Consider the following 22,834-nt stretch of genomic DNA (forward strand, 5'->3'; position numbering starts at 1 on the left):
TCACAACCCACCGGGAACGGATGCCGGTGTGTTGCGACCTACTCGGTGTGTTGCCGGGGCGGGGGTGTCGGGGCGCCGGCGCCCCGCGACAGCTGCGCCACGAGGGCGAGGACGGCGTCGGCCACGGCATCCGGCTCGGCGAGCAGGTGCAGGTGCCCGCCGTCGAGGTCGGCGACCGGCCACCCCCGGCGGGCGGCGAACGCCCGCTCGTCGGCGTACGTCGTGCCGAACGCCAGGTAGGCGTCGGGCTCCGCGGCCCACCCCGGCGGGGCGGTCAGGGTGGTGTCGAACCAGCGCAGCGGCAGCCGGGGGCACGTGCGGTCGAGGTCGTCGAACTGCCCGGTGGGAAGCGCCTGCTCGAGGTCCTCCCTCGGCCACCAGCGCGTCCACGGCGGCAGCAGGCCCTCGTCCTCCGCGAGCTCGCCGAGCCACGAGCGGAGGGCGGGCGGTGCGAGGCGGTGGTGGCCCGACGGCGGCGGCAGGGCCGCGTCGACGAAGACGACGGGACCGCCCGTGCCGGCGGCCCTGCGCACGTGCGGTGCGAGGTAGCCCGCGTTGCTGTGGGCGACGACGACGGTGCCGCTTCGCACCTGCCGCGCCCACCGGTCGACGAGGTCCGGCGGGCCCTCGCCCGGCGCGAGGTCCGGGGCGGCCACCGTGGCCGGCAGGCCGGCCCGGCCGAGCGACACGGCGAGGTCGTCCATGACGTGCCCGGGCAGGAGCGGGCTGGGCAGCAGCAGCGCGCCGTCGGCATACCGGCTCGTGGTCACGGCCCGAGCGTACGACCGGCAGAATGGCCCTGTGACCGATGCGACCGATGCGACCGACCCCGTGCTCGACCCGCAGATCGCCGGACTGCTCAAACGCGACGAGCACGGCCTCGTCGCCGCCGTCGTCCAGCAGCACGACACGGGCGACGTGCTCATGGTCGGCTGGATGGACGACGAGGCGCTGCGCCGCACCCTCGGCGAGGGGCGGGTGACGTTCTGGTCGCGCAGCCGGCAGGAGTACTGGCGCAAGGGCGACACGAGCGGGCACGCGCAGTGGGTCAAGGGCGTGCGCCTCGACTGCGACGGTGACGCGCTGCTCGTCACGGTCGACCAGGTCGGCGCGGCCTGCCACACCGGTGACCGCACCTGCTTCGACGCGCGGGTCCTCCCGGCCACCGTCGGCGAACCCCAACCCACCCCTTAACCGTCGAGAGGCCAGACTTCGCGGGCCTTCACCCGTCGAGAGGCCAGACTTCGCGGGTCTTCACCCGTCGAGGGGCCACCATTGACGACTCCGCTCGGATATCGGTCCGTCGCGCCACAACTGGCCCCTCGACGGTCACGCACCCGCACACAATGGCCTCTCGACGGTCAGGCACCCGCACACAATGGCCTCTCGACGGTGATGCACCCGCACACAATGGCCTCTCGACGGTGGAGGGGTGGCGGCGAGGGGTGATGCCGTGGGCCAGAATGGGGCGGTGCCCGACTCGAACACCTCGCTCGCCGCTGCGTCGACGCCCCACGCGGACCTCACGTGGGGGCAGACCTGGCCCAGTCTCGAGGTGTTCACCGAGCTCGCGCTCGAGCACCGGCGCGTCATCCCCGTCGTGCGCCGCGTGCTCGCCGACGCCGAGACGCCGGTCGGGGTGTACCGCAAGCTCGCGCAGGACGCGCCCGGCACCTTCCTGCTCGAGTCGGCCGAGCACGGCGGTGTCTGGTCGCGCTACTCGATCGTCGGCGCCCGTAGCGCCGCGACCCTCACCGAGCGGGACGGCCGGGTGCACTGGATCGGCGACCCGCCGGTCGGGCTGCCGACCGACGGCGACCCCACGGCCGCCGTGCGCGACGTCGTCGCCGCGCTCGCGACGCCGCGCATCCCGGGGCTGCCCCCGCTGACGGGCGGCCTCGTCGGGGCCATCACCTACGACGCCGTGCGCCGCTGGGAGCGGGTGCCCGACGGCGGCCGCGACGAGCTCGACCTGCCCGAGCTCGCGATGATGCTCGCCACCGACCTCGCCGTCTTCGACCACAGCGACGGCTCCCTGCTGCTCGTCGCGAACGCCGTGAACCACGACGCCACCGACGAGCGCATCGAGGACGCGTGGGCCGACGCGGTGGCCCGGCTCGACCGGATGGTCGAGCAGCTCGCCGCCCCCGCCCCGAGCACGGTCGCCACCATCGAGCCCGCAGCGAGCAGCCCGACGAGCAGCCACACGCAGTCGGAGTACGAGTCCATGGTCGAGCAGGCCAAGGAGGCGATCCGCGCCGGCGAGGCCTTCCAGATCGTCGTCTCGCAGCGGTTCACAGTGCCCTGCCCCGCCGACGCGCTCGACGTCTACCGCGCCCTGCGGGTCAGCAACCCGAGCCCGTACATGTACCTCCTGCGCCTGCCGCACCCCGACGGCTCGGCCTACGACGTCGTCGGCTCGAGCCCCGAGGCGCTCATCAAGGTGACCGACCGGCAGGCCATCACCCACCCCATCGCCGGCTCCCGCCCCCGGGGCAAGACGCCGGACCACGACGCCCACCTCGCGGAGGAGCTGCTCGGCGACGCCAAGGAGCGCGCCGAGCACCTCATGCTCGTCGACCTGGCCCGCAACGACCTCCAGCGGATCTGCCGGGCGGGCACCGTCGACACCGTCGACTTCATGTCGGTGCGCCGCTACAGCCACATCATGCACATCGAGTCGACCGTCGTCGGTGAGCTGCGCGAGGACCGCAGCGCCTACGACGCGCTCGTCGCGACGTTCCCGGCCGGCACCCTGAGCGGCGCCCCGAAGCCGCGGGCCATGGCGCTCATCGACGAGTACGAGGGCCTGCGGCGCGGCCTCTACGGCGGCGTCGTCGGCTACCTCGACTTCGCCGGCGACCTCGACATGGCCATCGCGATCCGCACCGCGCTCATCAAGGACGGGCGCGCCCACGTGCAGGCGGGAGCGGGCATCGTCGCCGACTCGGTGCCCCACCTCGAGTTCGAGGAGACGGTCACCAAGGCGGCCGCGGCCCTGCGCGCGGTGGCCGCCGCGGCCGGCCTGCGCCCGCTCGGGGGCCGGGGCGCATGACGCTGTCGAAGAAGGCGGCGGCGCTCGCCGTCCTCGGACCCGCCGCGCTGCTGCTCGGCGCGAGCACCCAGCCGTGGGCGACGGGCGAGTCGCGCGACGTGCTGAGCAGCGCGGCCACGTCGGTGACCGGTGGCGCCGCGGCGCCCGGCGTCGTCGGGCTCCTCGCGGTGTGCGTCGTGGCGCTGCTCGGCGTCATGACCGGCGGCCGCGTCATCCGGACCGTCGCGGCGGGGGCGCTCGTGCTCGCCGCCGCCGGCGCGGCAGCCATGACGGTGCTCGTCGCGCTGCGCCCGGTCGCCACCGTCGCCGACGCCGTGGCGCGCGAGCTGGCCCGCACGACCGCACCGGCGGCGACCGGCTCGAGCACCGCCTGGGTGTGGGCGGCCGCCGTCCTCTCGCTCCTGCTCGTGGTCGGCGCGGTGCTGACCGCGATGTCGAGCAGGTCCTGGGCGGGCCTGTCGAGTCGCTACGAGCGCGGCGACAAGCCCGCGAGCGGCCCGCGGGGCGAGGTGCGCACCACGTGGGACGAGCTGAGCGAGGGCGGTGACCCGACCCTGCGCGACGACCCCCACGCGACCTGACAGAATGAAGGCCACGAACGGGTCGGCGCGCACGCGTGCCGCCGACCGGACCAGAGAGGACGCCATGGAAGAGCAGCACGAGGACCACGGGCACAGCGTCGCGGCCTGGACGGCCGTGGGAATCATCCTGATCGGCTCGGCCATCGCCTCCGTCGCGGTGCTCCTGCCCAACGTCGTGCTCGGGATCGTCGGTGCCGTCGTCATCGTCGCCGGCGCCGTCACGGGTCGCGTCATGTCGATGGCCGGCTACGGCGGCTCGGCCCGCCACGCGCAGTCGGGCTCGCTCGTCGACGCCCCCGACGAGGCCGGCGCCCCCACCCTCGGCAAGAGCTGAGCCCCGTGGCGACGGTTCTCGACGGGATCATCGGCGGCGTCCGCGAGGATCTCGGGCGCCGTCGCGCCGCACTGCCGCTGACCGAGCTCGAGGGCCGGCTCGCGGCCGTCGCCCCGGCCCTCGACCCGATGCCCGGCATCCGGGGCGCCGAGGGCGTCGCGGTGATCGCGGAGGTCAAGCGGTCGAGCCCGAGCAAGGGCGCGCTCGCCGACATCCCCGAGCCCGGCCTGCTGGCGAGGTCGTATGCCGCCGGCGGGGCGAGCGCCATCAGCGTCCTCACCGAGGAGCGCCGGTTCTCCGGCAGCCTCGCCGACCTCGACGAGGTGCGGGCGGCCGTGCGGACTCCCTTGCTGCGCAAGGACTTTATGGTCGACGCCTACCAGGTGACCGAGGCGCGCGCCCACGGCGCCGACCTCGTCCTGCTCATCGTCGCGGCGCTCGACGACGCGCTCATGCGCGACCTGCACGACCAGGCCCGCGAGCTCGGCATGACGGCCCTCGTCGAGGTGCACGACGCCGCCGAGCTGGAGCGGGCCCTCGCGCTCGGGCCGGCCCTCGTCGGCGTCAACGCGCGCAACCTCAAGACCCTCGAGGTCGACCCCCGCACCGTCACCGAACTGCTGCCCCGCATCCCCGACGGTGTGGTCGGCGTCGCCGAGTCCGGCGTGACCGGCCCCGCCGACGTGGCGACCTACGTCCGCGCGGGCGCCGGAGCCGTGCTCGTCGGCGAGGCGCTCGTCAAGGACGGTGCCCCCGAAGCCGCGATCCGCGCCTTCATCGACGCCGCGTCCGCGGTCCGGGCCACGGCCCGCCCCGGCGCGGCAGGAGAGTGAGCATGACCACGACATCCAACGTGCCGGCATACGGCCGCTTCGGCGGCTTCGGCGGACGCTACGTCCCGGAGGCGCTCGTCCCCGCGCTCGAGCAGCTCGAGGAGGTCTGGCGCAAGGCCGTCGTCGACCCCGAGTTCGTCGGCGAGCTCGAGCGGCTGCAGCGCACCTACACCGGTCGGCCGAGCATCATCACCGAGGTGCCACGGTTCGCCGAGCACTGCGGCGGCGCGCGCGTCATCCTCAAGCGCGAGGACCTCAACCACACCGGCTCGCACAAGATCAACAACGTGCTCGGCCAGGCGCTGCTGACCAAGCGGATGGGCAAGACGCGCGTCATCGCCGAGACCGGCGCCGGGCAGCACGGCGTCGCGACGGCCACCGCGGCCGCGCTGCTCGGGCTCGACTGCGTCGTCTACATGGGCCGCAAGGACACCGAGCGCCAGGCGCTCAACGTCGCCCGCATGCGCCTGCTCGGCGCGGAGGTCGTGCCCGTCGACAACGGCAGCAAGACCCTCAAGGACGCCGTCAACGAGGCCTTCCGCGACTGGGTCGCCAACGTCGCGACGACGCACTACGTGCTCGGCACCGTGACCGGGCCGCACCCGTTCCCCGAGATGGTCCGCGACTTCCACCGCGTCATCGGCGTCGAGGCGCGCCAGCAGGTGCTCGACCTCGTCGGCCGCCTGCCCGACGCCGTGCTCGCCTGCGTCGGCGGCGGCTCCAACGCGATGGGCATCTTCCACCGCTTCATCGACGACGCCTCGGTGCGCCTCATCGGCTTCGAGGCCGGGGGAGAGGGCGTCGAGTCCGGCAAGCACGCCGCGCGGTTCTCGGCCGGCATCCCCGGCGTGCTGCACGGGGCCTTCACCTACGTCATGCAGGACGAGGACGGCCAGACCGTCGAGTCGCACAGCGTCTCCGCCGGTCTCGACTACCCCAGCGTCGGTCCCGAGCACGCGCACCTGCTCGAGTCCGGCCGGGCCGAGTACCGCCCCATCACCGACGACGAGGCGATGGAGGCCTTCTCGCTCCTGTCGCGCACCGAGGGCATCCTGCCCGCCATCGAGAGCGCGCACGCCCTCGCCGGCGCCATGAAGGTCGGGCGCGAGCTCGGTCCCGACGCCGTGCTCCTCGTCAACCTCTCGGGGCGCGGCGACAAGGACGTCCACACGGCCGCCGAGTGGTTCGGGCTCATCGCCGACGACGGGACGCCGCAGCTGCCCGACGACGACGGAGCCAAGGGCGCGGGGGTCCAGCAGTGAGCGTCGCCGGCATCATCGAGGCCTGCCGCGAGCAGGGCCGACCCGCCCTCGTCGGCTACCTGCCCGTCGGCTTCCCGACCGTCGAGGGCTCGATCGCGGCGATGAAGGTGCTCGTCGACTCCGGCGTCGACATCGTCGAGATCGGGGTGCCCTACAGCGACCCCGTCATGGACGGCCCCGTCATCCAGGACGCCGCCGTGCGGGCCCTCGAGAACGGCGTGCACCTCACCGACATCTTCACGGCCGCCCGCGAGGTCTCCGGCGCGGGCGCCGGCGCCCTCGTCATGACCTACTGGAACCCGGTCATGCGCTACGGCGTCGAGCGGTTCGCCGCCGACCTCGCAGCGGCCGGTGGCGCGGGTCTCATCACGCCCGACCTCATCCCCGACGAGGCCGCCGACTGGATCGCGGCGGCCGACGCGCACGACCTCGACAAGGTCTTCCTCGTCGCGCCGAGCTCGACGCCCGAGCGCCTCGAGGCCGTGACGTCCCGGTGCCGTGGCTTCGTCTACGCGACGGCCGTCATGGGTGTCACGGGGGCACGCGCCAGCGTCGGTGCGGCCGCCGACGCCCTCGTCTCGCGCACCCGCGAGCACACCGACCTGCCCGTCTGCGTGGGCCTCGGCGTCTCCACCGGCGACCAGGCGGCCGAGGTCGGCCGCTACGCCGACGGGGTCATCGTCGGCTCGGCGCTCGTGCGGTGCCTCACCGAGGCCGAGTCCGAGGAGCAGGGGCTCGAGGCGCTCGGCGCCCTGGCCCGCGAGCTCGCCGACGGCGTGCGCCGGAGCCGGGCGTGAGCCTGCTCGCCGCGCTGCCGGCCGCTCTCCCGGCCGCCCTGCCGACCGAGATCCCGTCGCCCAGCGTCGGCGTGTGGCACCTCGGCCCGCTGCCGATCCGCGGGTACGCCATGTGCATCCTCGCCGGCATCGTCGTGGCCGTCTGGCTGACGCAGCGGCGCCTCGAGGCGCGCGGCCACCGGTCCGGCATCGCCATCGACATCTCCGCCTGGGCGGTGCCGTTCGGCATCGTCGGCGGGCGCATCTACCACCTCATCACGACGCCGCAGCCGTACTTCGGCGAGGGCGGCGACCCGTGGAAGGCCTTCGCCATCTACGAGGGCGGGCTCGGGATCTGGGGCGCCGTCATGCTCGGCGCGCTCGGCGCGTGGATCGGCTGCCGCAAGAACGGCGTCTCCTTCCGCGACTTCGTCGACGCCGCGGCCCCCGGGCTCGCGATCGCCCAGGCCATGGGTCGCTTCGGCAACTGGTTCAACAACGAGATCTACGGCGGCCCCACCGACCTGCCGTGGAAGCTGCGCATCTACGAGTGGGACACCTCGGCCGGGCGTGCCGTCGTCGACGCCGCGGGCAACCCGGTGGTCAAGGGCTACTTCCACCCGACGTTCCTCTACGAGGCCCTCTGGTGCCTCCTGCTCGCGGCCGTGCTCGTCTGGATGGGCCGCCGTCTCGACCTCAAGGCGGGCCAGGTCTTCGCCGCCTACGTCATCGGCTACCCGATCGGGCGCTTCGTCATCGAGAGCATGCGCAGCGACTCGGCCAACCTCATCCTCGGCCACCGCGTCAACACCTGGGTGAGCCTGCTCGTCATCGTCTTCGGGCTCTACCTCTGGCGGCGCTTCGGGCGCCTGCCGCAGCCGCCCGCGCCCTCCGCACCGGCCGACCCGCCCGCCGCAGATCCTGCGGTGACCGAGGCCGCCGACGGGTCGAACGACGGCGCGCGGGCCGAGGCCGACGCGGAGCGTCCCGCCCAGTCCTGAGATCGCCCACACGGGGGGAGCGGCACACCACCCGAGCACGACGTCTCACGATGCGGAATCCGGCGTATCAACAGGTAGGACGGGCGGCCGCTCCGATATCGTCGTCGCCAACGCCTGTGGCCAGCGCCGTCCACATGCCCTCAGTCATGTCATGTGGTCGCGCGCGCCTCCTCGCCGCAGGCCCAGCAGAAGGACGGTGAAGATGTCGCCGCACACCCGCACCCGGGGCCTGTTCAGTGCCCACCCGGAGAACTCCGGTCTCTACCGGCGCGAGCTCGAGCACGACGCCTGCGGCGTCGCCCTCATCGCGACGATGCGGGGGACGGCGGGCCACGACATCGTCGACCACGCCCTCACGGCGCTGCGCAACCTCGACCACCGCGGCGCCACGGGCGCCGACCCGCTCGTCGGCGACGGCGCCGGCATCCTGACGCAGATCCCCGACGCGTTCTTCCGCGCGACCGTGCCCTTCACGCTGCCCAACGACGGGGCGTATGCCGCCGGGATCGCCTTCCTCCCGCAGGACCCCGCCGAGCGGGCCGTGGCCAAGGCCCGCATCGAGGAGCTCGCCGTCGCCGAGAACCTCAAGGTGCTCGGCTGGCGCGAGGTGCCCGTCGAGGCGGACCTCGTCGGCACCGTCGCGCGCGAGTGCATGCCGTTCTTCGAGCAGCTCTTCGTCAGCAGCTCGATGGGGCGCCAGGTCGCGCTCGGGCTCGACCGGCTCGCGTTCTGCCTGCGCAAGCGCGCGGAGCACGAGGTCGACGTCTACTTCGCCTCGCTCAGCTCGCGCACCATCGTCTACAAGGGGATGCTGACGACCGGCCAGCTCGAGCCGTTCTTCCCCGACCTGTCCGACCCGCGCTTCGCGAGCGAGCTCGCGCTCGTGCACTCGCGCTTCTCGACGAACACCTTCCCGTCGTGGCCGCTCGCGCACCCCTACCGCTTCATCGCCCACAACGGCGAGATCAACACCGTCAAGGGCAACCGCAACTGGATGCACGCCCGCGAGAGCCTGCTGACCTCCGACATCATCCCCGGCGACCTCGAGCGGGTCTTCCCGATCTGCACCCCCGACGCGTCCGACTCGGCCAGCTTCGACGAGGTGCTCGAGCTGCTGCACCTCGGTGGCCGGTCGCTGCCGCACGCCGTGCTCATGATGATCCCGGAGGCGTGGGAGAACCACGCGACGATGGACCCCGCGCGCAAGGCGTTCTACGAGTTCCACTCGACCTTCATGGAGCCGTGGGACGGCCCGGCCAACGTCTGCTTCAGCGACGGCACCCTCGTCGGCGCCGTGCTCGACCGCAACGGCCTGCGCCCCGGTCGCTACACCGTCACCGACGACGGCCTCGTCGTGCTCGCGTCCGAGTCGGGCGTGCTCGAGCTCGACCCGGCCACCATCGTGCACCGCGGGCGCCTCCAGCCCGGCAAGATGTTCCTCGTCGACACCGAGCACGGCCGCATCGTCGGCGACGAGGAGATCAAGACCCAGCTCGCCGCCGCCAAGCCGTATGCCGAGTGGCTGCACGCCGGTCTCATCCGCCTCGAGGACCTCCCGGAGCGCGAGCACATCGTGCACACGGCGGCGTCCGTGGTCCGCCGCCAGCAGACCTTCGGCTACAGCGCCGAGGAGCTGCGGATCCTGCTGACGCCGATGGCGCGCTCCGGCGCCGAGGCGCTCGGCTCGATGGGCACCGACACCCCCATCGCCGTCCTCTCGGCGCGACCGCGGCTGCTCTTCGACTACTTCACCCAGCTCTTCGCGCAGGTGACGAACCCGCCGCTCGACGCGCTCCGCGAGGAGCTCGTCACCTCCCTCGGCACCTACATGGGCCCGGAGGGCAACGCCCTCTCGGCCACGCCGAGCCACGCCCGCCAGCTCGTGCTCGACTTCCCGGTCATCGACAACGACGAGCTCGCGAAGATCGTGCACATCAACGCCGACGGCGACCTGCCCGGCTACGCGACCCACGTGGTGCGCGGGCTCTACGACGTCACCGGGGGAGCGGCCGCCATGCGCGACCGGCTCGAGGAGATCTTCGCCGAGGTCTCGACGGCGATCTCCCGCGGCGCGCGCTTCGTCGTGCTGTCCGACCGCGACTCGGGTCGTGACCTCGCCCCCATCCCGTCGCTGCTGCTGACCGCGGCCGTGCACCACCACCTCATCCGCGAGAAGACCCGCACCCAGGTCGGCCTGCTCGTCGAGGCGGGCGATGTCCGCGAGGTGCACCACGTGGCCCTGCTCATCGGCTTCGGCGCCGCCGCCGTCAACCCCTACCTCGCGATGGAGACGGTCGAGGACCTCGTGCGCTCGGGCGAGATCGAGGGTGTCACGCCCGAGAAGGCGGTCGCCAACCTCATCAAGGCGCTCGGCAAGGGTGTGCTCAAGGTGATGTCGAAGATGGGCATCTCCACCGTCGCGTCGTACCGCGGGGCACAGGTCTTCGAGGCCATCGGCCTGTCGCAGGCGCTCGTCGACCGCTACTTCACCGGCACCGTGAGCCAGCTCGGCGGGGTGGGCCTCGACGTCCTCGCCCGCGAGACGGCCGAGCGGCACGCGCGGGCCTACCCGCCGGACGGCGTGCAGCAGCCGCACCGCGTGCTCGAGGTCGGCGGCGAGTACCAGTGGCGCCGTGAGGGCGAGCCACACCTCTTCGACCCGGACACCGTCTTCCGCCTCCAGCACTCGACGCGCCAGCGCCGCTACGACATCTTCAAGCAGTACACCGAGCGCGTCGACGACCAGACCTCGCGGCTCATGACGCTCCGCGGCCTGATGGGCTTCCGTCCCACGGGCGTCACGGGCCGGCTCCCCGTGCCGATCGAGGAGGTCGAGCCGGTCAGTGAGATCGTCAAGCGCTTCAACACCGGCGCGATGAGCTACGGCTCGATCTCGCAGGAGGCGCACGAGACGCTCGCCGTCGCGATGAACCACCTCGGCGGCCGCTCCAACACGGGCGAGGGCGGTGAGGACGTCGAGCGCCTGCTCGACCCCGAGCGCCGCTCGGCCGTCAAGCAGGTCGCGTCGGGGCGCTTCGGCGTCACGAGCCTCTACCTCACGCACGCCGACGACATCCAGATCAAGATGGCGCAGGGCGCCAAGCCCGGCGAGGGCGGCCAGCTGCCCGGCCACAAGGTCTACCCCTGGGTGGCCAAGACGCGGCACTCGACGCCCGGCGTCGGGCTGATCTCGCCGCCGCCGCACCACGACATCTACTCCATCGAGGACCTCGCGCAGCTGATCCACGACCTCAAGAACGCCAACCCGGTCGCGCGCATCCACGTCAAGCTCGTCAGCGAGGTCGGCGTCGGCACCGTGGCGGCGGGCGTGTCCAAGGCGCACGCGGACGTCGTGCTCATCTCCGGCCACGACGGCGGCACCGGCGCCTCGCCGCTCACCTCGCTCAAGCACGCCGGCGCGCCGTGGGAGCTCGGCCTGGCCGAGGCGCAGCAGACGCTCGTGCTCAACGGTCTGCGCGACCGCATCGTGGTGCAGGTCGACGGCCAGCTGAAGACCGGCCGCGACGTCGTCGTCGCGGCGCTGCTCGGCGCCGAGGAGTTCGGCTTCGCCACGGCCCCGCTCGTGGTCTCCGGCTGCGTCATGATGCGCGTCTGCCACCTCGACACGTGCCCGGTCGGCATCGCGACGCAGAACCCCGAGCTGCGGGCCCGCTTCTCCGGCAAGCCGGAGTTCGTCGAGACCTTCTTCGAGTACATCGCCCAGGAGGTGCGCGAGCACCTCGCCTCCCTCGGGTTCCGCTCGATCGAGGAGGCCGTCGGCCAGGTCGGCAGCCTCGACATCGACAAGGCCGTCGCGCACTGGAAGGCCTCGGGGCTCGACCTCAGCCCGATCCTCGCCGTGGCCGACAACCCGACCGGTGGCACCCTGCACCAGTCGGCGACCCAGGACCACGGCCTCGACAAGGCGCTCGACAACGAGCTGCTGAGCCGCGCCCTGCCGGCCATCGAGAGCGGCGAGCAGGTGCGCAGCGAGATCGCTGTGCGCAACGTCAACCGCACCGTCGGCACGATGCTCGGGCACCACGTCACCAAGGCCCACCCCCACGGCCTCGCCGACAACACGATCGAGCTGACGATGACCGGCTCCGGCGGGCAGTCGTTCGGCGCCTTCCTCCCGGCGGGCGTCACGCTGCGGCTCTTCGGCGACACGAACGACTACGTCGGCAAGGGCCTGTCGGGCGGGCGCGTCGTCGTCCGGCCCCACCGCGACGCCGTGCTCGTCGCCGAGGAGAACGTCATCGGCGGCAACGTCATCGGCTACGGCGCGACGACCGGGCGGATCTTCCTGCGCGGCATCGTGGGCGAGCGTTTCTGCGTGCGCAACTCCGGCGCACTCGCCGTCGTCGAGGGCGTCGGCGACCACGGCTGCGAGTACATGACCGGCGGCGCGGCCGTCGTGCTGGGCCGCACCGGCCGCAACTTCGCAGCCGGCATGTCGGGGGGCGTGGCCCACGTCCTCGACCTCGACGAGCACCTCGTCAACCGCGAGATGGTCGACCTGCTCGCGCTGCGCGACGAGGACGACGCGTCGCTGCGCGAGCTCCTCGAGGAACACGTGCGGTGGACCGAGTCCCCTGTCGCCGCAGCCCTGCTCGCCGACTGGTCGGCGGCCCGTGAGCGCTTCACGCTCGTGCTGCCCCGCGACTACCAGCGCGTCCTCGACGTGCGCGCCGAGGCCGAGGCCCAAGGGCTCGACCTCGACGGCCCCGACGTGTGGAACCGGATCATGGAGGCTTCCCGTGGCTGACCCCCAAGGCTTTCTCAACACCCGCGAGCGGGAGCTGCCCACCCGCCGACCCGTCCCGGTGCGCATCCGCGACTGGAAGGAGGTCTACGAGGAGCAGCAGGCCGGCGAGCTGCAGCGGCAGGCCGGTCGCTGCATGGACTGCGGCATCCCCTTCTGCCACTCCGGCTGCCCCCTGGGCAACCTCATCCCCGAGTGGAACACCTTCGCGTGGCGCGGTGACTGGACCGACGCCATCGAGCGGCTGCACGCGACGAACAACTTCCCGGAGTTCACCGGGCGGCTCTGCCCCGCGCCCTGCGAGACGGCCTGCGTGCTCGGGATCAACCAGCCCGCCGTGACGATCAAGCAGATCGAGGTCACGACGATCGAGCGCGCCTTCGAGGAGGGGCTCGTGCACCCGCTGCCGCCGGAGCGGCTCTCCGGCAAGACCGTGGCCGTCGTCGGCTCCGGTCCGGCCGGCCTCGCGGCCGCGCAGCAGCTGACGCGCGCCGGCCACACCGTCGCGGTCTTCGAGCGCGCCGACAAGCCGGGCGGCCTGCTGCGTTACGGCATCCCGGAGTTCAAGATGGAGAAGGCCGTCCTCGACCGCCGCCTCGCGCAGATGGAGGCCGAGGGCACCCGCTTCCGCAACGGCATGGACATCGGCGTCGACATCACCGGGCGCCAGCTGCGCGACCGCTACGACGCCGTCGTGCTCGCGCTCGGGGCCACCGTGCCGCGCGACCTCGACGTCCCGGGACGCAGCCTCGGCGGCATCCACCAGGCCATGGACTTCCTGCCGCAGGGCAACCGGGCCGCGCTCGGCGAGCACGTGGAGGACCAGGTCGTCGCGACCGGCAAGCACGTCGTCGTCATCGGCGGCGGCGACACCGGTGCGGACTGCATCGGCACGTCGCACCGCCAGGGCGCGGCGTCGGTGACGAGCCTCGAGATCATGCCGCAGCCGGGGGAGGACCGCCCCTCGAGCCAGCCCTGGCCGACCTACCCGATGCTCTACCGCGTCGCGAGCGCGCACGAGGAGGGTGGCGAGCGCATCTACGCCGTCAGCACGACGGAGTTCGTCGGCGACGACGACGGCAACGTGGCGGCGCTGCGCCTCACCGAGGTCGAGATGGTCGACGGCCGGCCCACGTCGAAGCCGGGCACCGAGCGGGAGATCCCCGCCCAGCTCGTCCTCTTCGCGATGGGCTTCCTCGGCCCGCAGGGCGCCGGGGTCGTCGAGCAGCTCGGCGTCGACCTCGACGAGCGCAGCAACGTGCGGCGCGACAAGAACTTCATGAGCTCGGTGCCCGGCGTCTTCGTCGCCGGCGACGCCGGCCGTGGCCAGTCGCTCATCGTCTGGGCGATCGCGGAGGGCCGGGCGGCTGCGGCCGGGGTCGACGCCTGGCTCACCGGGTCGAGCTCCCTGCCGCGCCCGATCGGTCCCGCCGACCGGCCGCTCACCGTCTGACCTGCCGCTTCCCCCACCCCACGGCGGGGGTACCACCCCGCGTGGTGACTCACGTCACAGCACCCATAAGGTTGACCCATGCGCCGCGCCAAGATCGTCTGCACCATCGGTCCCAAGACCTCGTCACCCGCGCAGCTGCGGGCCCTCGTCGACGCCGGCATGGACGTCGCCCGGCTCAACCTCTCGCACGGCGACCACGCCGTGCACGAGCAGGTCTACCGCGACGTGCGGGCGGCGGGTGACGCGTCCGGCCGTGCCGTCGGCATCCTCGTCGACCTCCAGGGTCCGAAGATCCGCACCGGTCGCTTCGCGTCGGGCCCGGTGTCGCTCACCCCCGGTCAGCGCTTCACCATCACGACCCGCGACGTCGAGGGCGACGACAGCATCGTCGGCACGACGTATGCCGGCCTGCCGGGTGACGTGACCCCCGGCGACGTCCTGCTCATCGACGACGGCAAGGTCATGCTGCGGGCCGTCGAGGTCACCGACACCGACGTGCTGACCGAGACCGTCATCGGCGGCGTCGTCAGCAACAACAAGGGGATCAACCTGCCCGGCGTCGCCGTCAGCGTGCCGGCCCTGTCGGAGAAGGACCGCGAGGACCTCCGCTTCGCCATGCGCCTCGGCGTCGACATGATCGCCCTGTCGTTCGTCCGCTCGGCCGACGACATCGACGACGTGCACGCGATCATGGACGAGTTCGGCGACCGCATCCCCGTCATCGCCAAGATCGAGAAGCCACAGGCCGTCGACAACCTCGAGAACATCATCGCGGCCTTCGACGGCGTCATGGTCGCCCGTGGCGACCTCGGCGTCGAGATGCCGCTCGAGGACGTGCCGCTCGTGCAGAAGCGCGCCATCGAGCTGTGCCGCCGCGAGGCCAAGCCGGTCATCGTCGCCACGCAGGTCCTCGAGTCGATGATCGAGAACCCGCGCCCGACGCGCGCCGAGGCCTCCGACGCGGCGAACGCGGTGCTCGACGGGGCCGACGCGCTCATGCTGTCGGGGGAGACCTCCGTCGGCGCCTGGCCGATCGACTCGGTGCGCACCATGGCGCGCATCATCGAGTCCACCGAGGAGAACGGCTTCGACAAGATCGTCCGCATGACGACGAACCCGAAGACGGTCGGCGGCGCGGTCACCAAGGCCGCGGTCGAGATCGGCGAGGTGGTCGGCTCGAAGTTCCTCATCATCTTCACCGAGACCGGTGGCTCGGCCACCCGGATGGCGCGCATCCGGCCCCGGCTGCCCATGCTCGCCTTCACGTCCGAGCCGCGGGTGCGCTCGCGCCTGGCCCTCGTCTGGGGTGTCGAGACCTACCTCGTGCCGCGCATGCAGCACACCGACCAGTTCGCCATGCAGGTCGACCTCAAGCTCATCCCCGAGGGCCGCGTCTCCGAGGGCGACCGCGTCGTCATCGTCGCCGGCTCGCCCCCCGGGATCCCGGGCTCGACCAACGCCCTGCGCGTGCACCGCGTCGGCGACGCCGTGAACCGGGCCGCTCCCGCCTACCGGCCGGAGGAGGTCACCGGCTGACGCCGGTATGCTGGCGGCCGCACTCCGGCCGGGGTGGTGGAATGGCAGACACGGGGCACTCAAAATGCTCTGGCCGCAAGGCCGTGCGGGTTCGAGTCCCGCCCTCGGCACTCCTGACGCCCGCGGGAACCCTCCCGAAACGCGCCCGAAACGTGCGCCCGGCTAGGCTCTCCCCGTGAGCACTGAGAGCACCGAGAGCACCGACACCTCCGCGGCGGGCGCCGCCCCGAAGCCCGCCCCCACCGCCCCCGCGACGCCGGCCGCTCCGGCCTCCGCGTCCACCGCCGCGACGCGCATCCTCGTGGCCGAGGACGAGGCCCTGATCCGCCTCGACCTCGTCGAGATGCTCGGCGAGCAGGGCTATGACGTCGTCGGCCAGGCGAGCAACGGCGAGCAGGCGGTCGAGCTCGCCACCGAGCTGAAGCCCGACCTCGTCATCATGGACGTCAAGATGCCGGTGCTCGACGGCCTCAGCGCCGCCGAGCAGCTGCACGCGGCGAAGCTGTGCCCGGTCATCATGCTCACCGCCTTCTCGCAGACCGAGCTCGTCGAGCGCGCCCGCGACGCCGGTGTCATGGCCTACATCGTCAAGCCGTTCACGGCCGACGACCTGCGCCCGGCCATCGACATCGCGACGTCCCGCTGGCAGGAGCTCAAGGCCCTCGAGTCCGAGATCGCCGACCTCGGCGAGCGGCTCGAGACGCGCAAGCTCGTCGACCGGGCCAAGGGCGTCCTCATGACCCAGCTCAAGCTGAGCGAGTCGGACGCCTTCCGGTGGATCCAGAAGACGGCCATGGACCGCCGGCTCGGGATGAAAGAGGTCGCCGAGGCCGTCATCAACGGGTTCCCGACCTCCTGATGTCCCCTGCGCCGCAAATCGTGCGGCGGTGAGGTCACGACACGGTCACCGATCGCCCGGATTCCGTGACCAGCCGGGGGGCACTGGCCTAGTCTCCGAGTCAGCCCTCGACCGAGGGATGCGTGACATCAGGAGGACACCCGTGCGTTCGACCCTCAAGTTCGCTGTGCCGCTCGCGGTCGCAGCGCTGGCCCTCGGTGCGTGTGGCACCAAGGGTGGCGACACCGCCGCGCCGGCCGCGAGCGGTGGCGCCGCGGCCTGCGGCAACTACAAGATCGGCATGTTCGGTGCCCTCACCGGCCCGAACGCCAACCTGGGCATCTACATCCAGAACGGCGTGAACCTCGCCCTCGACGACTACAACAAGAAGCACGCGGACTGCAAGGTCACCCTCGAGAACTACGACTCGCAGGGCGACCCGACGCAGGCCCCCGCCCTGGCCAAGAAGGCCATCGACGACAAGAAGGTCGTCGGCATCGTCGGCCCCGCGTTCTCCGGTGAGTCCAAGGCCGCCGACCCCGCCTTCAACGAGGCCGGTCTCGTGACCATCACGCCGTCCGCGACGAACCCGGCCCTCGCCGACAACGGCTGGAAGACCTTCTTCCGTGCGCTCGGCAACGACGCCACGCAGGGCCCCGCGGCCGCGAAGTACATCAAGGACACCCTCAAGTCCACGAAGACCTTCGTCATCGACGACGCGTCCGAGTACGGCAAGGGCCTGGCCGACATCGTCCGCAAGGACCTCGGCAGCCAGGTCATCGGCAACGACACGATCCAGCAGAAGCAGACCGACTTCAGCGCCTCCGTCACCAAGGTGACGAGCTCGGGCGCCGACGCGCTCTTCTTCGGTGGGTACTCGCCCGAGGCCGCCCCGATGATCAAGCAGCTGCGTGACGCCGGCTGGAAGGGCACGTTCGTCGTGGCCGACGGCGTCAAGGACCAGTCCTACATCGACAACGCCAAGGACGCCGCCGAGGGCACCATCATCACCTGCCCGTGCGTCCCCGCGGACGTCGCCCCAGACTTCCAGGCCGCGTACAAGGCGAAGTACAACGAGGACCCCAACACCTACTCCGGTGAGGGCTACGACGCCGCCACGATCCTGCTCGACGGCATCGCCGCCGGCAAGGACCGCGCGAGCATGGTCGACTTCGTCAAGGCCTACGACAAGAAGGGCGTGACGAAGCAGCTCAAGTTCGACGCCAAGGGCGAGTCGGCCGACATCAAGGTCTTCGCCTACAAGGTCGAGGGCGGCAAGATCGTCTCCGACGGCGAGATCAAGTAACGCGAACGACCAGAACGGGGGGCGGGCGGAGCAGTACGCTCCGACCGCCCCTCGTTCGGTTGACGCGCGTTCCCTGACCCGCCCTCCGCACCCGGCCCAGGAGGTCTTGGATGCAGAACCTGATCGACAACTTCTTCGCCTACACCATCACGGGCCTCACGATCGGTGCGGTCTACGCGCTCGTGGCGCTCGGCTACACCCTCGTCTACGGCGTGCTGCGGCTCATCAACTTCGCGCACTCCGAGGTGTTCATGTTCGGCACGTTCGCGGCCCTCTGGGTCGTGATGTTCCTCGGCGGCGCGTCCGGCGCCGGCGTGGGCCAGGTCATCTTCTGGGTCGCAATGATGTTCGTCGCGGCCATGGCGATGTCCGGCCTCATCGCCGTCCTGCTCGAACGGGTCGCCTACCGTCCGCTCCGCAAGCGCAACGCGCCACCGCTCATCGCCCTGATCTCGGCCATCGGTGCCTCGTTCGTGCTCTCCGAGCTGATGGGCCTGCGCAGCCGCATCGCCGGCTGGGTGGGGCTCGACGACAACCTGCGTGACTACGTGCGCAACTCGCGCAACAACGCCGGCATGCCGACGATCATCGCGCCACAGCCGATCTTCAGCGTCGGCGGCTACAACGTGACGAACGTCGACATCTTCGTCATCGTCGGCGCCATCGCCATCATGGTCATCCTCGACCAGTTCGTGAAGCGCTCCCGCCTCGGCCGCGGCATCCGTGCCGTCGCCATGGACCCCGAGTCCGCGGCCCTGATGGGCGTCAACCGCGACCGCGTCATCCAGGTGACCTTCCTCGTGGGCGGTGTCATGGCCGGTGCGGCGGCGGTCTTCTACATGCTGAAGATCGGCATCACGCGCTACGACGCCGGCTTCATCCTCGGCGTCAAGGCGTTCACGGCCGCCGTCCTCGGTGGCATCGGCAACCTGCGCGGCGCGCTGCTCGGCGGTTTCGTCCTCGGGCTGGCCGAGAACTACGGCTCGGCCATCGTCGGATCGCAGTGGAAGGACGTCGTGGCCTTCGTCCTGCTCGTCCTCATCCTTCTCTTCCGGCCCACCGGCCTGCTCGGTGAGTCCCTCGGAAAGGCACGCGCATGAGTGGCTTCAAGGAGCGCGTCGACGGCCTGCCCCGCGTCGTCAAGATCCTGCTCTGGGTCGTCTTCGCCGTCTTCCTCTTCCTGCTTCCGCTGCTCAACATCCCGTTCGTCACGACGGAGGGCTCCGACTTCGGTGGGGTGCTCTTCACGGTCGCCACCTACGTCCTCGTGGCACTCGGGCTCAACATCGTCGTCGGCTACGCGGGCCTGCTGGACCTCGGCTACGTCGGCTTCTACGCCGTCGGCGCCTACACGGTCGGCGTCCTGACGGCCGAGCACGGCAGCCTGTCCTGGGTCGTCGTCGTCCCCATCGCGATCGTCGTCGCGATGGTCTCGGGCATCATCCTCGGTGCCCCGACCCTGCGCGTGCGCGGCGACTACCTCGCCATCGTGACGCTCGGCTTCGGCGAGATCGTGCGCCTGACGCTCGTCAACTCGCAGTGGCTCGGCGGTGCCCAGGGCATCTCCGACATCCCGAAGCCGCCGGGGGTCGAGCTCTTCGAGGTGCCGAGCCTCGACTGGAGCAGCGGGGCGCCGGTCGTCGACCTCGACACGACGTCGACCTTCCTGAAGTTCGGCATCAACGACTTCGTGCCGTACTACTGGCTCGCCCTCGCCATCATCGCCCTCGTCCTGCTCTTCGACATCCTCGTCAAGAGCAGCCGCGTCGGGCGTGCCTGGGAGGCCACCCGCGAGGACGAGGACGCCGCCGAGCTGATGGGCGTGCCGACCTTCCGGTTCAAGCTGCTCGCCTTCGCCCTCGGCGCGGCCATCGGCGGCCTGTCCGGAGCGCTCTTCGCGACCAAGGCCGGCTTCATCTCGCCGGACAGCTTCCAGCTGCTCCTGTCGATCCTCTTCCTCGCGGCCGTCGTCGTCGGTGGCGCCGGCAACCGCTGGGGCGTCATCGTCGGTGCCATCGTGGTCAGCTACTTCCCGGAGCGGTTCCGCGACTTCGCGGACTTCCGCGTGCTCGTCTTCGGCCTCGCGCTGATGCTGCTCGCGATCTTCCGCCCCCAGGGCCTGCTGCCGCCACGGCGTACCGTCCGGGCGAAGCGGGCCGACGACAGACAGGCCGTCCTCGAGGAAGGAGAAGCCAGTGCCTGAGCAGAACCAGCCCGAGACCGCCGGTGAGCACCAGCTCGCCAACCCGGCCGACGAGGTGACCGAGATCAACCCAGACGTCGACATCGCCCCGGAGGACATCGGCGTGCCGGCCGTGTCGGAGGGGGAGAAGCTGCTCGAGGTCGACCAGGTGACGCTGCGCTTCGGCGGTGTCGTCGCCCTCAACGAGGTCAGCTTCCACATCAACAAGGGCGAGATCCTCGGGCTCATCGGCCCGAACGGCGCCGGCAAGACGACGTGCTTCAACGTCATGACCGGCGTCTACCAGCCCACCTCGGGTGCGGTGCGCTACCTCGGCAAGCCGCTCGGCAAGCGCAAGAAGTTCCAGATCACCAAGCTCGGGATCGCCCGGACCTTCCAGAACATCCGGCTCTTCGCCAACATGACCGCGCTCGAGAACGTGCTCGTCGGCGTCGACGCGCACCACTCGACCGGGGTCATCTCCGCGATGTTCCGCCTGCCGAAGCACCGCACCGAGGAGGCGCAGGGCTATGCCCGCGCCATGGAGCTGCTCACCTTCATGGGCCTCGACGGCAAGGCGGACGAGCTCGCGCGCAACCTCCCGTACGGCGACCAGCGCCGTCTCGAGATCGCCCGGGCCCTCGCCACGAGCCCGCAGCTGCTCTGCCTCGACGAGCCGGCGGCCGGGTTCAACCCGGCCGAGAAGGCGAGGCTGATGGAGCTGATCCGCACCATCCGCGACCAGGGCTACACCGTGCTGCTCATCGAGCACGACATGAAGCTCGTCATGGGCGTGACCGACCGGATCGTGGTGCTCGAGTTCGGCCGCAAGATCGCCGAGGGCTCGCCGGCGGAGATCCGCGACAACCCGGCGGTCATCGCCGCCTACCTGGGAGTTGATGAGGAAGATGCTTCTTGAGGTCAACGGCCTGTGCGTCAACTACGGGCGCATCGAGGCCATCCGCGACATCAGCTTCACGGTCGAGGAGGGTGAGATCGTCACCCTCATCGGCGCCAACGGTGCGGGCAAGACGACGACGATGAAGACGATCTCGGGGCTGCGCCCGGTGCGCGCCGGCTCGGTCGTCTTCGACGGCAAGGACATCACCCACATGCCGTCGCACGAGCGGCCCGTCCTCGGCATCTCGCAGTCGCCCGAGGGGCGCGGCTGCTTCGTCGGCATGACGGTGATGGAGAACCTCGAGATGGGCACGTACGCCCGTCCGGACCGCAAGTCCAAGGTGATCAAGGACGACCTGGACCGGGTCTTCGAGCTCTTCCCCCGGCTCAAGGAGCGCGTCAGCCAGGCGGCGGGCTCGATGTCGGGCGGCGAGCAGCAGATGCTGGCGATGGGCCGTGCGCTCATGGCCAAGCCGAAGCTGCTCCTGCTCGACGAGCCGTCGATGGGGCTCGCGCCGAAGCTCATCCAGCAGATCTTCGACATCGTCACGGAGATCAACAGCCAGGGCACCACGGTGCTGCTCGTGGAGCAGAACGCGGCGCAGGCGCTCAAGCGCTCGCACCGCGCCTACATCCTCGAGACGGGCGAGATCGTCCGTGAGGGCGCGGGCAAGGACCTGGCGGCCGACCCGGCCGTCAAGGCGGCCTACCTCGGTGGGGACGTCTAGGCGGACGACGCCGGCACATCGGTGAACGGGGTGCCACGACACGGTCGTGGCACCCCGTTCGTCGTGACCAAATCTTTACATCCTCTTCCGTGGGCGCCCGTGTGGTCGTAGTGTCTGGCGGGTGACCTCAGAGCCGGAACGGGAGAGATGATGGCGCGATCGACGGTGTCGGTGCAGCGGGTGGACGACGACCTGCACGCCCAGTTCATCGAGCTGTGGATCACGCACCGCATCGAGGGCGGCACGACGCCCGAGGCGGCGCAGCGCCTGGCGCTCGACGGAACGCTGCGAAATGCCTTGCAGCGCATGGACATCTGCGCCTTCCTGGCGTTTGTCGACACGACGCCGGCCGGCTACGTCGTCCTCTCGGACTCGACGCGCAGCCTCCTCGTCGACACCCCGTGCGTGTCGATCGACATGCTCTACGTCCACCCGGACCTCCGTCGCCAGGGCGTCGGCCGCGCGCTGCTCACCTCCGCCGGCCGGTATGCCGACCGCCAGGGGTGCGAGCACCTCGCGAGCGCCGTGCCGGCCGGGGACCGCGACGCCAACCGCTTCTTCGCCCGCCTCGGCTTCGCGCCGGAGACGGTGCGGCGCGTGGCCTCGGCGCCCGCGCTGCTGCGCAAGCTGGCCGGTGAGGCCAAGCCGCAGCGGGTCTCGCTCGACCTGCTCCAGCGCCGTCGCGACCTGCGCGCCCGCGCCCCGCGGCGCACGTCGGGCCCCAAGATAGCCGGCTGACGACGCCCGCGCGACGTTCAGGCCCCCGGGGCGGCGTCGCGCAGCAGGCAGGTGATCCGCGACGTGCAGACCCGGCGACCGTCCTCGTCGGTGATGACGACGTCGTAGCTGACGAGGGTGCGGCCGGCGCTCAGCACGGTGGCGGTGCCGGTGACGAGGCCGGTGCGCGCCGCGCGGTGGTGGGTCGCGTTGATGTCGAGGCCGACGGCCACCCGGCCGGGCCCGGCGTGCAGCTGCGCGCCGATCGAGCCGAGCGTCTCGGCGAGCACGACGCTGGCGCCGCCGTGGAGCAGGCCGTACGGCTGGGTGTTGCCCTCGACGGGCATCGTCGCGACGAGGCGCTCGCGGGTCGCCTCGACGACCTCGATCTGCATGCGCTCGATGAGGGTGCCCTCGGTGGAGAACCCCATCGGCTCGGGGCGGCGCGGGCTGGTGGGGGAGTCGGGCGTGGCGGGCTGCGCGTCGGTCATGCCCGCGATCGTATGCGGGCGGTGGGCTCGGGACGCCGCGTGACCCGCGTGACCCGCGGCTTCGTGGGCTGTGGGT

20 protein-coding genes and 1 tRNA gene are annotated in these 22,834 nt (G+C 71.6%); 19 read left to right on the plus strand and 2 right to left on the minus strand.

What is annotated here, in order from left to right:
• Positions 1-38: 38 nt before the first annotated feature.
• The gene (locus ABD979_RS00440; protein WP_345505447.1) at positions 39-770 is read right to left on the minus strand and encodes a hypothetical protein; all 732 of its coding nucleotides are present in this window, start codon (positions 768-770) and stop codon (positions 39-41) included.
• Positions 771-801: 31 nt separating this feature from the next.
• Between ABD979_RS00440 and hisI the strand changes: the two genes are divergently transcribed.
• The 19 genes from hisI (at position 802) to ABD979_RS00535 (ending at position 22,288) form a co-directional block, all read left to right on the plus strand.
• Positions 802-1,194: a phosphoribosyl-AMP cyclohydrolase gene (hisI, locus tag ABD979_RS00445; protein ID WP_345505448.1), complete on the plus strand. Its 393-nt coding sequence runs from the start codon at positions 802-804 to the stop codon at positions 1,192-1,194.
• A gap of 277 nt (positions 1,195-1,471) precedes the next feature.
• Positions 1,472-3,055 (plus strand): anthranilate synthase component I, encoded by a 1,584-nt coding sequence (locus ABD979_RS00450; protein ID WP_345505449.1) that lies wholly within the window; start codon positions 1,472-1,474, stop codon positions 3,053-3,055.
• A complete protein-coding gene (locus ABD979_RS00455) occupies positions 3,052-3,636 on the plus strand; it encodes a Trp biosynthesis-associated membrane protein (protein WP_345505450.1) in 585 nt (194 codons plus the stop codon). Before ABD979_RS00450 ends, ABD979_RS00455 begins: the two co-directional genes overlap by 4 nt.
• A 64-nt stretch (positions 3,637-3,700) precedes the next feature.
• The gene (locus ABD979_RS00460; RefSeq protein WP_345505451.1) at positions 3,701-3,970 is read left to right on the plus strand and encodes an HGxxPAAW family protein; all 270 of its coding nucleotides are present in this window, start codon (positions 3,701-3,703) and stop codon (positions 3,968-3,970) included.
• 5 nt (positions 3,971-3,975) lie between these two features.
• Positions 3,976-4,803, plus strand: coding sequence for an indole-3-glycerol phosphate synthase TrpC (trpC, locus tag ABD979_RS00465; protein WP_345505452.1), 828 nt, complete (start codon positions 3,976-3,978; stop codon positions 4,801-4,803).
• A gap of 2 nt (positions 4,804-4,805) precedes the next feature.
• A complete protein-coding gene (gene trpB / locus ABD979_RS00470; RefSeq protein WP_345505453.1) occupies positions 4,806-6,065 on the plus strand; it encodes a tryptophan synthase subunit beta in 1,260 nt (419 codons plus the stop codon).
• Positions 6,062-6,862 carry a tryptophan synthase subunit alpha gene (trpA, locus tag ABD979_RS00475; RefSeq protein ID WP_345505454.1) on the plus strand — a complete coding sequence of 267 codons (801 nt, stop codon included), beginning with the start codon at positions 6,062-6,064 and terminating at the stop codon, positions 6,860-6,862. Before trpB ends, trpA begins: the two co-directional genes overlap by 4 nt.
• On the plus strand, positions 6,859-7,842 hold the full coding sequence (gene lgt / locus ABD979_RS00480; RefSeq protein ID WP_345505455.1) for a prolipoprotein diacylglyceryl transferase: 984 nt from the start codon (positions 6,859-6,861) through the stop codon (positions 7,840-7,842). Before trpA ends, lgt begins: the two co-directional genes overlap by 4 nt.
• Positions 7,843-8,044: 202 nt before the next feature.
• Complete coding sequence (gene gltB / locus ABD979_RS00485) at positions 8,045-12,610, plus strand: glutamate synthase large subunit (protein WP_345505456.1); 4,566 nt, start codon at positions 8,045-8,047, stop codon at positions 12,608-12,610.
• Entirely contained in the window at positions 12,603-14,060 is a 1,458-nt protein-coding gene (locus ABD979_RS00490; RefSeq protein ID WP_345505457.1) for a glutamate synthase subunit beta, read from the plus strand. The genes gltB and ABD979_RS00490 overlap by 8 nt, the downstream gene beginning before the upstream one ends.
• A gap of 78 nt (positions 14,061-14,138) precedes the next feature.
• Positions 14,139-15,596, plus strand: coding sequence for a pyruvate kinase (gene pyk, locus ABD979_RS00495; RefSeq protein WP_345505458.1), 1,458 nt, complete (start codon positions 14,139-14,141; stop codon positions 15,594-15,596).
• A gap of 27 nt (positions 15,597-15,623) precedes the next feature.
• Positions 15,624-15,706 (plus strand) — tRNA-Leu (locus ABD979_RS00500).
• A gap of 65 nt (positions 15,707-15,771) precedes the next feature.
• A complete protein-coding gene (locus ABD979_RS00505) occupies positions 15,772-16,455 on the plus strand; it encodes an ANTAR domain-containing response regulator (protein ID WP_425583874.1) in 684 nt (227 codons plus the stop codon).
• A gap of 142 nt (positions 16,456-16,597) precedes the next feature.
• The gene (locus tag ABD979_RS00510; protein WP_345505459.1) at positions 16,598-17,740 is read left to right on the plus strand and encodes a branched-chain amino acid ABC transporter substrate-binding protein; all 1,143 of its coding nucleotides are present in this window, start codon (positions 16,598-16,600) and stop codon (positions 17,738-17,740) included.
• A 110-nt stretch (positions 17,741-17,850) separates the two neighbouring features.
• Positions 17,851-18,840: a branched-chain amino acid ABC transporter permease gene (locus ABD979_RS00515; RefSeq protein ID WP_345505460.1), complete on the plus strand. Its 990-nt coding sequence runs from the start codon at positions 17,851-17,853 to the stop codon at positions 18,838-18,840.
• Positions 18,837-19,943 carry a branched-chain amino acid ABC transporter permease gene (locus ABD979_RS00520; RefSeq protein ID WP_345505461.1) on the plus strand — a complete coding sequence of 369 codons (1,107 nt, stop codon included), beginning with the start codon at positions 18,837-18,839 and terminating at the stop codon, positions 19,941-19,943. The genes ABD979_RS00515 and ABD979_RS00520 overlap by 4 nt, the downstream gene beginning before the upstream one ends.
• Entirely contained in the window at positions 19,936-20,841 is a 906-nt protein-coding gene (locus ABD979_RS00525; protein ID WP_425583875.1) for an ABC transporter ATP-binding protein, read from the plus strand. Before ABD979_RS00520 ends, ABD979_RS00525 begins: the two co-directional genes overlap by 8 nt.
• Positions 20,831-21,550 (plus strand): ABC transporter ATP-binding protein, encoded by a 720-nt coding sequence (locus ABD979_RS00530; protein WP_345505566.1) that lies wholly within the window; start codon positions 20,831-20,833, stop codon positions 21,548-21,550. Before ABD979_RS00525 ends, ABD979_RS00530 begins: the two co-directional genes overlap by 11 nt.
• Before the next feature lie 150 nt (positions 21,551-21,700).
• Entirely contained in the window at positions 21,701-22,288 is a 588-nt protein-coding gene (locus tag ABD979_RS00535; protein ID WP_345505462.1) for a GNAT family N-acetyltransferase, read from the plus strand.
• Positions 22,289-22,305: 17 nt separating this feature from the next.
• Here the strand turns inward: ABD979_RS00535 and ABD979_RS00540 are convergent, their stop codons facing one another.
• The gene (locus ABD979_RS00540; protein ID WP_345505567.1) at positions 22,306-22,698 is read right to left on the minus strand and encodes a PaaI family thioesterase; all 393 of its coding nucleotides are present in this window, start codon (positions 22,696-22,698) and stop codon (positions 22,306-22,308) included.
• Positions 22,699-22,834: the final 136 nt, after the last annotated feature.

It is taken from the genome of Terrabacter aeriphilus (genome assembly GCF_039542985.1).
GTDB lineage: Bacteria > Actinomycetota > Actinomycetes > Actinomycetales > Dermatophilaceae > Terrabacter > Terrabacter aeriphilus.